Genomic DNA, 12,528 nt, shown 5'->3' with positions numbered 1-12,528 from the left:
TCTCTTTATTGTAGCATTTTTTTCAATTTTTGACAAAAGTAAGAGGAATCAAAGAACTCCCCTCAACTCTTCAAAATGACTGATTAAATTTTTTTCTTGGTTGTCAGATAAAAATCTTTCCTTCTGTGGCCTCTTCTTACGTTTTAGAAGCGCTTCGGCTGACATGGCTTCTTCTTTACTATCGAAACCTTCTACATAGATAAGTTTTACTGGCAACCGAGCACGTGTGTACTTGGCTCCCTTACCACTATTGTGAACGGCGATTCTTTTTTTGACATCCGTTGTATAGCCAGTATAGTAGGTACCATCACAACACTCTACCACATACATGTAAGCCTTATGATCCATAGTAAATCTCTTGAATTTCTGGAGTATAGGAACCATCATCATTATGAACAATGAGTGGTGGCAGAACCTTAAAACCACTAGTGGAGCCGTCCTTGATAGCCTCGATCAAAAGCATATTGGCTTCTTTCTCCCGTTTAGGGTAAACAAATTGCAGACGCTTTGGAGCTAGATTATGCTGTTGAAGCGTATCTAAGATATCTAATAATCTATCTGGACGATGAACCATGGCTAAACGCCCATTGGATTTGAGAATACTTTGGGCACTACGGCAGATTTCCTTAAGATTGGTCGTAATTTCGTGCCGAGCCAACAAATAATGCTCACTCTCGTTCAGATTAGAATTTGGGTCCACCTTAAAATAGGGAGGGTTGCATAAAATCAAATCAACCTTACTCCCCTGAATGTAAGCAGGCATATTTTTCAAATCATCACAAATGACCTGCATCTGTTCTTCTAAGCCATTTAATCGGACTGACCGGTCTGCCATATCCGCCAATCGTTCCTGGATTTCAACAGACAGAATTTTCGCCTTAGTACGACTACTGGCAAAAAGTCCAACAGCTCCATTACCCGCACAAAAATCCACTATCAAGCCATTTTTAGGAAAGCGAGGAAAGCGTGACAAAAGGACACTATCCACCGAATAGCTGAAAACCTCTCTATTTTGAATAATCTTGATATCTGTAGAAAAGAGCTGGTTGATTCTCTCTCCTGATTTTAATAATTCTTCTACCATACTTCTATTATAACAAACTATATTAACATTTCAAGAGAGAAAAAATCAATTAAGACTTTTTCTTATTTAGATTAGAGATAGCTTCCTTGGTCCAGATAGGCATCATACGAGCCAAAGGAGCAAATCCGTATTTGACACGGTCACTTGAAAAACGTCTCCGTCTCGGTAATTGATGTTTCTCTTCTTCCAAAGTCCGAATAGAAAGACTTGCTTTCCCTGTATATTCGTCCAAATCGACAACTTGGACTTGAACTTCTTCACCGATTTTCAGTACATCATAGATATTCTCAATAAATCCTGTACGAATTTCAGAAATATGAATCAAGCCTGTGATACCAGTCTCTAACTCCACAAAGGCTCCATAAGACTGAATCCCTGTAATTCGCCCTGTTAGCTTATCACCTATTTTCATCCTAGTCCTCGATTTCAATCGTTTCGATGACGACATCTTCAACTGGCTTGTCCATTGCACCTGTTTCTACACCTGCAATTGCATCCAGAACTTCATAAGAAGCTTCATCTGCAAGCTGTCCAAAAACTGTGTGACGACGATCTAAGTGAGGAGTTCCACCTTGTTCTGCATAAATTTCCGCAATTGGTTCTGGCCAACCACCACGAGCAATTTCTTTCTTAGAATATGGCAAGTGTTGATTTTGCACGATAAAGAACTGGCTACCATTTGTATTTGGCCCAGCATTAGCCATAGAAAGGGCTCCACGGACATTGTAAAGTTCTTCTGAAAACTCATCCTCAAAAGATTCTCCATAGATTGACTCGCCACCCATACCAGTTCCAGTTGGGTCTCCACCTTGAATCATAAAGTCCTTGATAATACGATGGAAAATGACACCATCATAGTAACCATCTTTAGACAGAGCAATAAAGTTGGCAACTGTTTTTGGTGCATGCTCAGGGAAAAGCTTAATACGCAAGTCTCCATGATTTGTCTTAATAGTCGCAATCGGACCTTCTACTGCTTCAATGTCTACTTGTGGAAACTGTAATTCTTTTTCTATCATACCAAATCCTTCTAAGGCATCGAAAATGCCATCCTCTTCTAATGTTTTTGTAATATAATCTGCTTTTTCTTTGATTTTGTCATGAGAAACACCCATAGCGACACTAATGCCTGCATAATCAAAGAGCTCTAAATCGTTAAGTCCGTCCCCAAAAACCATCACGTTCTCAGGTTTAAGACCTAAATGTTCTACAACTTTTGCTACACCAGCTGCTTTTGAACCTGAAATTGGTACCACATCTGACGAATGTTCATGCCAGCGTACCATACGCAAAGTCGATGCTAAACTTTCAGGCAAAGTCAGGTCATCTCCCTGATCCTCAAAAGTCCACATCTGATAGATGTCTTCTTTTTCATAAAAATCAGGATCAACATCCAAGTCAGGATAAATTGGATCAATGGCCTCACTAATCAACTTAGTTCTAGTGGAGAGTTTAGCAGTATGACTACCAACTAAACCATAGTCAATCCCCACTTCCTTAGTCCAAGCAATATAGGTTTCAACCTTATCTTTAGAGATTTTGTTACTATCAATCACATTGCCTTTTTTATCCTCAATATAGGCACCATTCAGAGTAACAAAAAAGTCAGGTTTAAGTTCGCGAATCTCTGGCACGACACCGAAAATCCCACGACCAGTCGCAATCCCAGTCAAAATACCTTTTTCACGTAATTGTTGAAATACTGTTGGAATTGAGGTTGGGATAAAACCAGTCTTTGAGTTTCGCAAAGTATCATCAATATCAAAAAAAACAATCTTTATCTTTTTTGCCTTATATCTTAATTTCGCATCCATCTCATTACCTCCTTCAATTCACTCTTTCCATTATACCATAAAGTAGAGGAATCCCACATCCCCAATAAAATCCTTGTCTCTTATCCGAATTCCTTTACTAGATACAAAACCAAATCATCATTATTTTGGCTAGTTGCATTCATTTCCAAGGGTTGATTTCGATACCAGACACCTGTCCCATCTGGAATGTAGCCCCGTCTGATATACAATCTCTGGGCAGGGCCATAGCCTAAGTGCAAGCCTACACCAAGAGTGACCTTACTCGAAACAAACTTGACTCGTTTTTCTGCTTCTTCTAGCAGTTGATTCCCAATCCCTTGATTTCGAAAAGGCTCAAACACATTAAAATCTGATAATTCTGGATAGACTTCTGCAAAAGGACCATGTTTAGCAGAGGGCAAAATGGTAACGTAGCCCGCTACAACACCATCAATCTCTGCAACTAAGACTTCTCTCTCCCCACTTTCCTGTTCCAGAAAATATCTAGCCAAAATTTCCTCTCTACCAGGCCAACCTTGATTCATAAATCCATGAGATAAGGATTCAATATCAGACTTAATCATATTTCTAATCGTACAATTCATCTTTGACTTACCCACCTTTACTCTTTCTATTACCATTATAGCACGCCAAGGTCAGAAAAAAACTATCTCGTGAAAAAAGACCCAACCGGGTCTGGAAAAAGGGGGCCACTCGGAACTCAACTCGCTCTTTCATTTCAAAGCTCGTGAAAAAAAGACCCGTTGAGGTCTTAATTCGCTTTCTTGTTTTCAAGCTCATGAAAAAGAGGTCCACTGGACCCCAACTCGTTCTCTCATTTCAAGGCTCGTGAAAAAGAGGTCCACTGGACCTCTTTTTTAATCTTCGTTTACGAAAGGCATCAAAGCCATTACGCGAGCGCGTTTGATAGCTGTTGTTACTTTACGTTGGTTTTTAGCTGAAGTTCCAGTTACACGACGAGGAAGGATTTTCCCACGTTCTGAAACGAAACGGCTAAGAAGCTCAGTATCTTTGTAATCAACATATTCAATTTTGTTTGCTGCGATGTAATCAACTTTTTTACGGCGTTTGAATCCGCCACGACGTTGTTGAGCCATGTTTTTTTCTCCTTTATAGTATTAATTGTCCATTAGAATGGTAAATCATCATCTGAAATATCCAAAGGATTTGTTGTTCCGAATGGATTTTCATCACGTGAAAAGTCAGGCACTGATTGAGTAGGTGCTGAATAGTTTGAACTTGGTGCAGAATAAGCTCCACCAGTATGTCCTTCACGCACACTACGGCTTTCCAACATTTGGAAATTCTCAGCCACGACTTCCGTCACGTAGACACGTTGTCCTTGCTGGTTATCGTAACTACGAGTCTGAATACGACCTGTCACCCCGATAAGTGAGCCTTTTTTAGCCCAATTAGCAAGGTTTTCAGCCTGTTGGCGCCACATAACGACATTGATAAAATCAGCCTCACGTTCGCCATTTTGACTCTTAAATGTACGGTTTACTGCAAGAGTAAAAGTCGCAACTGCTACATTTGATGGGGTATAACGCAACTCAGCGTCACGAGTCATACGCCCTACAAGTACAACATTGTTAATCATAATCTACCTTCTTACGCGTCAGTTTTGACGATCATGTGACGAAGAATGTCAGCGTTGATTTTTGAAAGACGGTCAAACTCTTTAAGAGCTGCATCATCATTTGCTTCAACGTTAACGATGTGGTAAAGTCCTTCGCGGAAATCTTGGATTTCGTATGCAAGACGACGTTTTTCCCATGTTTTTGATTCAACAACAGTTGCACCGTTGTCAGTCAAGATAGAGTCAAAACGTGCTACCAAAGCGTTTTTCGCTTCTTCTTCAATGTTTGGACGAATGATATAAAGAATTTCGTATTTAGCCATTGATATGTTCCTCCTTTTGGTCTAATGACCCCAAGACTTTGCAAGGGGTAAGTGAGGTTTGCTCACAATAAATTATTATACTAGAAAAAAATTTTTTTCGCAAGTAAAAACTGCTTCTATTTTATTTTTTACAGTTTTTTTGCAGAAGTTTGTGTAATTTCTTCAACCTGAATATTCTCAGATTCAAATTTCTGTTTAAAGGTAGCTAGATCAACCGTTCCCTCAATTTGAACTTCGATAACAATCTTACCATCTTTACGTGGAATATTAACAGTATGAGAGATATTAAGATTTTCCTCAACGATTAAAGAAACAATCTTACCAAGTACCCCAACTTCATTTTCTGTGATAAAACGAACACGGATTCCCTCTTCGCCATAACCAGAAATTTCAAGAAAGGCTCTGAATACATCACGGTCAGTAATGACACCATAGACTTGTTCATTATCAATAACTGGCAAGATTCCAATCTTATTTTTCAGCATAAGATAGGTTGCATCTTCCAAACTTGCATAACCGGAGACAGTTACAACATTACGAATCATGACGTCTTTTACTTTTGTTTTATTGAGCAAGTAATTCATCTCAAAGATTGAAAGACTCGTTGCTTTTGATGGACTGGCTTCAGCAATTGTTCCTTCTGTTACTAGACCAACTAATTTATCATTTTCAATAACAGGAAGACGATGCAAACCTTGTTCGCGCATCAAGTCTGCTGCATGTGCTACAGTCGTATCTGGGCTAATATATACGACCTTTCGTGTCATAAAATCTTTAACTGCCATAGGAACTCTCCTTTATGTTTATAGCTTTATTATACACTTTTTACGAAAATCAATCAAACGCTTTCATCTCTTTTTCAAGATTCTGAAAACTCTGAAATACTATAAAAAGAGCCCTATATTAGGGCCCTCAATCTAATGATTATGTAATTTGTTTGGCAATCTTTCCCGCAGACTAAGACAAGCTTTATCCGCCGACTAAAAGGTCCTCCGGACTAATGTGGATTGCTTGCGCAATCTATATTCGCAACCTAAACTAGTCTCCCAGACTATACGAAGATTACTAGGCAATCCTTATCCGCCGACTAAAACAATCCACTGGTTCTGATGATTGCCAAGCAATCTCTATCCGCCGACTAAAAAGGTCCCCCGGACTAGATGTTAATTGCTGCCGCAATTTTTATCCGCCGACTAAAACAATCCACTGGTTCTGATGATTGCCAAGCAATCTCTATCCGCCGACTAAAAAGGTCCCCCAGACCTTTTTAGCCACCTAGATATGCTTTTCTGACTTCGTCTGATGCTGCGAGTTCTTTTCCTGTTCCTGATAGGACAATCTTTCCTGTTTCAAGAACATATCCTCGATCTGCGATAGCAAGTGCCTTATTGGCATTTTGCTCAATCAAAAGAACGGTCGTACCTTGTTTTTGAATATCTTGGATGATATCAAAAATTTCTTGGATAAAAATTGGAGCAAGCCCCATTGATGGTTCATCTAAGAGAAGAAGTTTAGGCGTTGACATAAGCGCACGTCCCATAGCAAGCATCTGCTGTTCACCACCTGATAGAGTAGCTGCATCTTGGTTTTTACGTTCTTCTAAACGCGGGAAACGTGAAAATACTTTTTTCAGATTTGCTTGATTTTCTTCACGATTTTTCTTAAGGAAGGCTCCCATTTCCAAGTTTTCCATAACTGTCAAACCAGGGAAGACGTGACGTCCTTCTGGTACTTGAGAAAGTCCTGATGCCACAATTTTTTGTGCGGGCATCTTTTGGATTTCTTGTCCCAAAAATTCAATACGACCAGAACTTGGACGAACAAGGCCTGATAAGGTACGAAGGATAGTTGTTTTACCAGCACCGTTTGCACCGATAAGGGAAACAACTTCTCCTTCATTTACTTCAAAGCTCACATCACGTACAGCTTGAATCATACCATAGTGTACTGAGAGGTTTTCAACTTTTAACATAGACATTAGGCTTCACCTCCAAGATAAGCTTCGATAACACGTTTATTACTCTTGATTTCATCTGGTGTCCCGTGAGCAATCAAACGACCATACTCAAGAACATAGATACGCTCCGTAACTTCCATAACCAAGTTCATATCATGTTCAATCAGCATGATAGTAATCTTGAATTCATCCTTAATACGACGAATCAACTCAGTCAATTCTGCAGTTTCTTGTGGGTTCATACCCGCCGCAGGCTCATCCAAAAAGAGGATTTTAGGTTCTGTAGCAAGAGCACGAACAATCTCTAAGCGACGTTGTTGACCATAGGCTAAATTTTTAGCTAGAGTTTCAGCATCTCCATCCAAATCAAAGATTTTTAGTAATTCTAAGGCTTTAGCTTTCAATTCTTTTTCATTCTTATAAAAAGCTGGTAAGCGCAAGAAACTTGCAAAAACATGTTGTTTATGATGATTGCTAAATGCAATCAGAACGTTATCCAAAACTGTCAAGTCTTTAAAAAGGCGGATATTTTGGAAAGTACGCCCTAAACCAAGAGATGCGATTTTATAGGGTTGCTTGCCATTTAACAAGTGACCATCCAAGGTTACTGTCCCTTCGCTTGGTTCATAAACACCTGTCAACAAGTTGAAGAGGGTTGTTTTCCCAGCACCATTCGGTCCAATCAAACCAACAAGTTCACCTTCGTTCAATTCGAGAGTAACGTCCCCAACGGCTGTCAGACCACCAAAATGTTTGGTTAAATTTTTTACTTCAAGTAACGCCATTAGTTTTGTCCCTCCTTCTTACCTTTTTTAAAGAGACGTGATAGGCTCAATTCCCAAGTCCCAAGAAGACCACCTGGTCTGAAGATCATAACGAGTACTAAGGCCAAAGCATAGATAATCATACGAACGCTGGCCACGTCTTGAAGGAGCATGTTCAAGATTCCAAGCACGATTGCAGCAACAATTGCCCCTGTAATGGATCCTAAACCACCAAATACAACGATAATCAATACATTGATAGAGTTGATGAACGTATAATCTTTTGGTACGACTGATCCGATAAATCCTGACTGAAGAGTACCAGCGATACTTGCAGTAACAGCACCAAAAACAAAAGCGATGATTTTAATTTTTGTAGTATTTACCCCTACTGACTCAGCAGCAATCTCATCTTCACGAACAGATAAAGTTAAACGCCCGATAGGACTACGAAGGAAATTGAGAGTAGCAATCGTTGTAATCACAGCAAAGAAATATACCATTTGCCAAGTTGTAAAGTTAGGAATCCCCAAAATACCAGCTGCACCGTTTGTAAGGCTTCCACCATTAATAATGAAGATACGAATAATTTCAGCAACACCAAGTGTCGCAACCGCAAGATAATCCCCTTTCAAACGTAGGGTAGGAATTCCAACGACCAAGGCAACCAGACCAGCAATGATAGCACCGAGCAACATAGCTCCAAAAAAGGCACCATAGGTTGGAGATTTTGATCCGATAATGGCTGCTGCATAGGCACCAATAGCCATAAATCCAGCATGTCCAAGTGAAAACTGACCAGAGAACCCAACGATAAGGTTAAGACCTACTGCTAGAATAATGTTGATACCGATTTGTTCAATAATCTGAATATGGAAAAGGTTCAAGACTCCTACAGAAACCAATAGGCTAATCAAACCATATCCAAGCAACAAAAGGAATAACCATAGAATATTAACTTTTAAATTTTCTTTCATTGTTTACACCTTCTCTTTCACATTCTTACCGAGGATACCAGCTGGGCGAACAATCAAGATTAAGAGCAAGATTCCATACACGATGGCATCACGGAAATCTGACATTCCGAAGGCGGTAGCAAATGTCTCCAAAAGACCAATAACAAAGCCACCCAGAGCTGCACCAGGGATAATTCCGATACCACCAAGAACGGCAGCCACGAATGATTTTATACCTGGAGTCATTCCCATCAATGGTTCAAGAGAGTTATAGTAAAGCGCAATCAAGACACCCGCTGCACCAGCTAGAGCTGAACCCAATGCAAAGGTGAAACTGATTGTACGGTTCACGTTAATCCCCATCAGCTGAGCAGCATCACTATCTACAGAAACGGCACGCATGGCTTTCCCCATCTTGGTTTTTTGTACGATGAGTTGTAGAAGAACCATCAAAACAAGTGAGACAGTCAAAATCAACAATTGAATATTTGTTAGACTGATTGGTCCCAAGTCATAACGCACTGTTTGGATTGCTTGAGGAAAGGCACGTGTATTGGCACCTACCAGATAGACCATTCCATACTCCAGTAAGAAGGATACCCCGATAGCTGTAATCAATACAGAGATTCGAGTTGAATGACGTAATGGACGATAAGCTAGGAACTCAATGATAACACCGAGAATCGCTGTACCGATCATCGATAAGATCAAGGCAACAAAGAAATTTAATTGCAAGGAATTAATCAAAAAATAACCCATAAAAGCCCCCATCATGTAAATATCACCATGGGCAAAGTTAATGAGCTTGATAATTCCATAAACCATAGTATAACCTAGGGCTAGTAGCGCATAGACACTACCCAAGATTAGACCATTGACAAGTTGTTGAAGCATATGGTTCACTCTTTCTAATTATTATTTTTAGGATTTTTATAAAAAAATAATCCTTTCATAAACACCGAAACAGGGAGTGAGTAAAAGCTCATTCCCCATTTACAATATCTATAATTATGGTTTTACGACTTCTGCCGCTTCTACTTTACCATTATTCATGGTCATCATGAAGGCTGTTTTCACAGTGTTGTGATCTGCATCAAAGCTTGTTTGACCTGTAACACCTTCGAAGTTTTGTGTTTTAGCAAGATTGTTCTTGATATCAACTGAAGTTTTAGCCCCTTTTGCTGCATTAGCTACAAGGTAAACTGAGTCATAAGCAAGAGCTGCAAATGTTGAAGGATCTTCGTTGTATTTTGCACGGTAAGCTTCAAGGAAGGCTTTTGCCTTATCTGAAACCTCTACAGTAGTTGAGAAACCTGAGATGAAGTAGATATTTGATGCTCGTTCAGCAGTTGCTTGTTGAACAAATTCTGCACCGTTGAATCCATCACCACCGATGATTGGTTTATCAATTCCCATACCACGAGCTTGGTTTACAATCTTACCAGCTTCTGTATAGTAACCTGGCAATACGATTGCATCAAAGTCTTTATCTTTGATTTTTGTCAAAGCTGCTTGGAAGTCAGTGTCACCTGATACAAATGTTTCATCTGCTACGATTTCGCCTGAGAATGAATCACGGAATGATTTTGCAATTCCTTTAGCGTAGTCACTTGAGTTATCTGTATATAAGACTACTTTCTTAGCGTTCAACTTGTTTGTAACATAGTTAGAAATGATTTTCCCTTGGAAGCTATCTTGGAATGTTCCGATGAAAAGGAAATCTTGACCTTTTGTCAAACCATCTTGAGTAGCACTTGGAGAAATCAATGGAACTCCAGCTTGTGTAGCATTTGCTACTGCTGCTGCAGTTGCACCTGAAGTTGCAGGTCCTACGATAGCTGCTACTTTAGATTGAGTAACAAGGTTTGTTGAAACTGAAGCAGCTTCAGCAGTTTCAGATTTGTTATCTTTGTCTACTACTTCGATTTGTTTTCCATCGATACCACCTGCTGCGTTAATTTCATCAACTGCAAGTTGGGCACCTTTTTGTTCAGATGTACCGTAAGATGCTACAGCACCAGTTTCTTCAAAGTTGAAACCAATTTTAACGACTTTCTCATCCACTGGGTTACCAGTTGAGTTTGAAGCTCCTGACTTCACTTCTCCACAAGCTGCTAAAACAGCCACACTTGCAAGAGCTACAAGTGACAAGGCAAATTTTTTCTTCATGTTTATCTCCTTTTAATTTCTTAATTTAAATTACATGTTAAGAATATACCGAATTATCAGAAAATTGTCAACACATTTATCTGAATTTTTACATGATAACGTTTTCGTTATTTCTGTAGAGACTACCAACAAAGGGAGTTTCCAATTCTTGGATATGACATCGTCTCACTTTTTTGACAAATTTCTCTTTTCCTAAACGGCTAACCAGTTCTTCCACTTCTTCTGTTGGGACATAAAGTTGCAGATAACGGTGTTTTTTTGAGTGGTAACAAATATCACCATAATGATCGATTTTTTTTGCATCACGATTATAGTATAGGTAGATAATCAGACCAGACCGATTCTCTTTTTGAAACATATTACAACTTCCTTCTAACAATCTTCTTACTATTATATCAAAAAAAGCAAGCTCAGTCGAGCTTGCTTTAGTAGTTTAATTCAAAGAATTATTAGCCATAATTTCGTCAATAAAACCGTAGTCAAGAGTTTCTTGAGCGCTCATCCAGTAATCACGTTCAGCATCTGCATGGATTTGCTCAACTGATTTACCAGAATTATCTGCAAGAATTTGCTCCAAAGTCTTACGAGTTTTAAGCAAGTGTTCAGCAGCAATCGCCATATCTGTTTGCTGTGTACCACCGCCTGTACCACCCATCGGTTGGTGAATCATGTATTCGGCATTTGGAAGCATGAAACGTTTGCCCTTTGCTCCACTTGAAGCGATGATTGTTCCCATTGAAGCAGCCATCCCCATAACAATGGTTTGGACATCTGCCTTGATAAAGTTCATAGTATCAACGATTGCTAAACCAGCTGATACAGAACCACCTGGAGTATTCACATAAAGGTAGATATCTTTTGTACTATCTTGGGCATCCAAGAAAAGCAATTGGGCGATAACTGAGTTTGCCATATTATCTTCGACTGGTCCAGTCAACATAATGATACGATCTTTTAAAAGACGTGAGTAAATGTCGTATGAACGTTCTCCACGACTTGTTTGTTCAATAACTACAGGAATCATTCATTTCTCCTTCTGATTTCTAAATTTCCTAGTCAAGCGACTTGATACAGGACTATTATATCTTTTTGGTCAAAAAAGGTCAAATTTTTGCTCTATCCTAAAAACAGACACAAAAATTCAACCTCCTTTCTAGACTAAAACTAATGAACAGTTTTAGGGTAAGCTTAGAATTTTACTTAGTACCGAACAAACGGTCTCCAGCGTCACCAAGACCTGGAACGATATAGCCATGTTCGTTCAAGCGTTCATCCAAAGCTGCTGTAAAGATTTCTACATCTGGGTGAGCTTCTTGAAGAGCTTTTACACCTTCTGGAGCAGATACAAGGCAGACAAATTTGATGTTTGATGCTCCACGTTTTTTGAGGGAATCAACAGCCAAGATTGCAGAACCACCTGTTGCAAGCATAGGGTCAACCACAAAAATTTGACGTTGGTCGATATCTTCAGGTAATTTAACCAAGTATTCTACTGGTTGAAGAGTTTCTTCGTCACGGTACATACCAATATGTCCAACTTTGGCTGCTGGAACCAAGCTCAACAGCCCATCGACCATCCCGATACCCGCACGCAAGATTGGAACAATTGCCAATTTTTTACCAGCCAATTGTTTTTGGACTGTTTTTGTGATAGGTGTTTCGATTTCAACGTCTTCAAGCGGAAGATCACGAAGCACTTCATATCCCATCAACATAGCAATTTCATCTACTAACTCACGAAAAGCTTTTGTAGAAGTGTCTGTGCGACGCAAGATTGACAATTTGTGTTGAATGAGTGGATGATTAATGACTTCAAGTTTTCCCATTTTCTGAATTCCTTCTTTCAATTTATTCTTCTTATTATATCAAAAAATGGTTTAAA

General features: G+C 39.4%; 17 protein-coding genes. All 17 read right to left on the bottom strand.

The genetic code is table 11. From position 1 onward, the window contains the following. Positions 1 to 48 precede the first annotated feature (48 nt). The 17 genes from HMPREF2619_RS03645 to upp all read right to left on the bottom strand — a co-directional run bounded on the left by HMPREF2619_RS03645 (position 49) and on the right by upp (position 12,472). Positions 49 to 348 carry a GIY-YIG nuclease family protein gene (locus tag HMPREF2619_RS03645; RefSeq protein WP_070459090.1) on the bottom strand — a complete coding sequence of 100 codons (300 nt, stop codon included), beginning with the start codon at positions 346 to 348 and terminating at the stop codon, positions 49 to 51. Next, positions 338 to 1,084, bottom strand: a complete 747-nt coding sequence (locus tag HMPREF2619_RS03640) for a tRNA1(Val) (adenine(37)-N6)-methyltransferase (RefSeq protein WP_000229054.1) — start codon at positions 1,082 to 1,084, stop codon at positions 338 to 340. Before HMPREF2619_RS03640 ends, HMPREF2619_RS03645 begins: the two co-directional genes overlap by 11 nt. A gap of 49 nt (positions 1,085 to 1,133) precedes the next feature. Continuing rightward, positions 1,134 to 1,496, bottom strand: a complete 363-nt coding sequence (locus HMPREF2619_RS03635; RefSeq protein WP_000689622.1) for a S1 RNA-binding domain-containing protein — start codon at positions 1,494 to 1,496, stop codon at positions 1,134 to 1,136. A 1-nt stretch (position 1,497) separates the two neighbouring features. Next, positions 1,498 to 2,898 (bottom strand): bifunctional Cof-type HAD-IIB family hydrolase/peptidylprolyl isomerase, encoded by a 1,401-nt coding sequence (locus HMPREF2619_RS03630; protein WP_070459085.1) that lies wholly within the window; start codon positions 2,896 to 2,898, stop codon positions 1,498 to 1,500. Between the two features lie 80 nt (positions 2,899 to 2,978). Further along, positions 2,979 to 3,482 carry a GNAT family N-acetyltransferase gene (locus tag HMPREF2619_RS03625; RefSeq protein WP_006152325.1) on the bottom strand — a complete coding sequence of 168 codons (504 nt, stop codon included), beginning with the start codon at positions 3,480 to 3,482 and terminating at the stop codon, positions 2,979 to 2,981. A 273-nt stretch (positions 3,483 to 3,755) separates the two neighbouring features. Next, on the bottom strand, positions 3,756 to 3,995 hold the full coding sequence (gene rpsR, locus HMPREF2619_RS03620) for a 30S ribosomal protein S18 (RefSeq protein ID WP_000068664.1): 240 nt from the start codon (positions 3,993 to 3,995) through the stop codon (positions 3,756 to 3,758). A 32-nt stretch (positions 3,996 to 4,027) separates the two neighbouring features. Beyond that, positions 4,028 to 4,498 carry a single-stranded DNA-binding protein SsbA gene (ssbA, locus tag HMPREF2619_RS03615; RefSeq protein WP_000609604.1) on the bottom strand — a complete coding sequence of 157 codons (471 nt, stop codon included), beginning with the start codon at positions 4,496 to 4,498 and terminating at the stop codon, positions 4,028 to 4,030. Between the two features lie 11 nt (positions 4,499 to 4,509). After that, entirely contained in the window at positions 4,510 to 4,800 is a 291-nt protein-coding gene (gene rpsF / locus HMPREF2619_RS03610) for a 30S ribosomal protein S6 (RefSeq protein WP_001151786.1), read from the bottom strand. Between the two features lie 128 nt (positions 4,801 to 4,928). Next, positions 4,929 to 5,585, bottom strand: a complete 657-nt coding sequence (locus tag HMPREF2619_RS03605) for a CBS domain-containing protein (RefSeq protein WP_049549357.1) — start codon at positions 5,583 to 5,585, stop codon at positions 4,929 to 4,931. Positions 5,586 to 6,067: 482 nt separating this feature from the next. Then, on the bottom strand, positions 6,068 to 6,778 hold the full coding sequence (locus tag HMPREF2619_RS03600) for an ABC transporter ATP-binding protein (RefSeq protein WP_000062228.1): 711 nt from the start codon (positions 6,776 to 6,778) through the stop codon (positions 6,068 to 6,070). Beyond that, positions 6,778 to 7,542 (bottom strand): ABC transporter ATP-binding protein, encoded by a 765-nt coding sequence (locus HMPREF2619_RS03595; RefSeq protein ID WP_001185990.1) that lies wholly within the window; start codon positions 7,540 to 7,542, stop codon positions 6,778 to 6,780. The genes HMPREF2619_RS03600 and HMPREF2619_RS03595 overlap by 1 nt, the downstream gene beginning before the upstream one ends. Continuing rightward, positions 7,542 to 8,498: a branched-chain amino acid ABC transporter permease gene (locus tag HMPREF2619_RS03590; RefSeq protein WP_000662278.1), complete on the bottom strand. Its 957-nt coding sequence runs from the start codon at positions 8,496 to 8,498 to the stop codon at positions 7,542 to 7,544. Before HMPREF2619_RS03590 ends, HMPREF2619_RS03595 begins: the two co-directional genes overlap by 1 nt. A 3-nt stretch (positions 8,499 to 8,501) precedes the next feature. After that, complete coding sequence (locus HMPREF2619_RS03585) at positions 8,502 to 9,371, bottom strand: branched-chain amino acid ABC transporter permease (RefSeq protein ID WP_000941435.1); 870 nt, start codon at positions 9,369 to 9,371, stop codon at positions 8,502 to 8,504. 114 nt (positions 9,372 to 9,485) lie between these two features. After that, positions 9,486 to 10,646: an ABC transporter substrate-binding protein gene (locus HMPREF2619_RS03580; RefSeq protein ID WP_049503118.1), complete on the bottom strand. Its 1,161-nt coding sequence runs from the start codon at positions 10,644 to 10,646 to the stop codon at positions 9,486 to 9,488. Between the two features lie 88 nt (positions 10,647 to 10,734). Next, positions 10,735 to 11,004 (bottom strand): YlbG family protein, encoded by a 270-nt coding sequence (locus HMPREF2619_RS03575; RefSeq protein ID WP_049503119.1) that lies wholly within the window; start codon positions 11,002 to 11,004, stop codon positions 10,735 to 10,737. 75 nt (positions 11,005 to 11,079) lie between these two features. Then, entirely contained in the window at positions 11,080 to 11,670 is a 591-nt protein-coding gene (gene clpP, locus HMPREF2619_RS03570; RefSeq protein ID WP_060956027.1) for an ATP-dependent Clp protease proteolytic subunit ClpP, read from the bottom strand. 172 nt (positions 11,671 to 11,842) lie between these two features. Continuing rightward, entirely contained in the window at positions 11,843 to 12,472 is a 630-nt protein-coding gene (gene upp, locus HMPREF2619_RS03565; RefSeq protein ID WP_000517029.1) for a uracil phosphoribosyltransferase, read from the bottom strand. Positions 12,473 to 12,528: the final 56 nt, after the last annotated feature.

It is taken from the genome of Streptococcus sp. HMSC074B11, from assembly GCF_001808705.1.
Taxonomy (GTDB): Bacteria; Bacillota; Bacilli; order Lactobacillales; family Streptococcaceae; genus Streptococcus.
This window is presented reverse-complemented; position numbering and strand designations above follow the sequence as displayed.

Bases quoted from the DNA above. Each gene is read 5' to 3' on its own strand.
- HMPREF2619_RS03580 (WP_049503118.1), bottom strand. From the start codon at position 10,646: ATGAAGAAAAAATTTGCCTTGTCACTTGTAGCTCTTGCAAGTGTGGCT.
- clpP (WP_060956027.1), bottom strand. From the start codon at position 11,670: ATGATTCCTGTAGTTATTGAACAAACAAGTCGTGGAGAACGTTCATAC.
- rpsF (WP_001151786.1), bottom strand. From the start codon at position 4,800: ATGGCTAAATACGAAATTCTTTATATCATTCGTCCAAACATTGAAGAA.
- HMPREF2619_RS03575 (WP_049503119.1), bottom strand. From the start codon at position 11,004: ATGTTTCAAAAAGAGAATCGGTCTGGTCTGATTATCTACCTATACTAT.
- HMPREF2619_RS03645 (WP_070459090.1), bottom strand. From the start codon at position 348: ATGGATCATAAGGCTTACATGTATGTGGTAGAGTGTTGTGATGGTACC.
- HMPREF2619_RS03640 (WP_000229054.1), bottom strand. From the start codon at position 1,084: ATGGTAGAAGAATTATTAAAATCAGGAGAGAGAATCAACCAGCTCTTT.
- HMPREF2619_RS03600 (WP_000062228.1), bottom strand. From the start codon at position 6,778: ATGTCTATGTTAAAAGTTGAAAACCTCTCAGTACACTATGGTATGATT.
- upp (WP_000517029.1), bottom strand. From the start codon at position 12,472: ATGGGAAAACTTGAAGTCATTAATCATCCACTCATTCAACACAAATTG.
- HMPREF2619_RS03630 (WP_070459085.1), bottom strand. From the start codon at position 2,898: ATGGATGCGAAATTAAGATATAAGGCAAAAAAGATAAAGATTGTTTTT.
- HMPREF2619_RS03590 (WP_000662278.1), bottom strand. From the start codon at position 8,498: ATGAAAGAAAATTTAAAAGTTAATATTCTATGGTTATTCCTTTTGTTG.
- HMPREF2619_RS03605 (WP_049549357.1), bottom strand. From the start codon at position 5,585: ATGGCAGTTAAAGATTTTATGACACGAAAGGTCGTATATATTAGCCCA.
- ssbA (WP_000609604.1), bottom strand. From the start codon at position 4,498: ATGATTAACAATGTTGTACTTGTAGGGCGTATGACTCGTGACGCTGAG.
- HMPREF2619_RS03635 (WP_000689622.1), bottom strand. From the start codon at position 1,496: ATGAAAATAGGTGATAAGCTAACAGGGCGAATTACAGGGATTCAGTCT.
- HMPREF2619_RS03595 (WP_001185990.1), bottom strand. From the start codon at position 7,542: ATGGCGTTACTTGAAGTAAAAAATTTAACCAAACATTTTGGTGGTCTG.
- HMPREF2619_RS03625 (WP_006152325.1), bottom strand. From the start codon at position 3,482: ATGAATTGTACGATTAGAAATATGATTAAGTCTGATATTGAATCCTTA.
- rpsR (WP_000068664.1), bottom strand. From the start codon at position 3,995: ATGGCTCAACAACGTCGTGGCGGATTCAAACGCCGTAAAAAAGTTGAT.
- HMPREF2619_RS03585 (WP_000941435.1), bottom strand. From the start codon at position 9,371: ATGCTTCAACAACTTGTCAATGGTCTAATCTTGGGTAGTGTCTATGCG.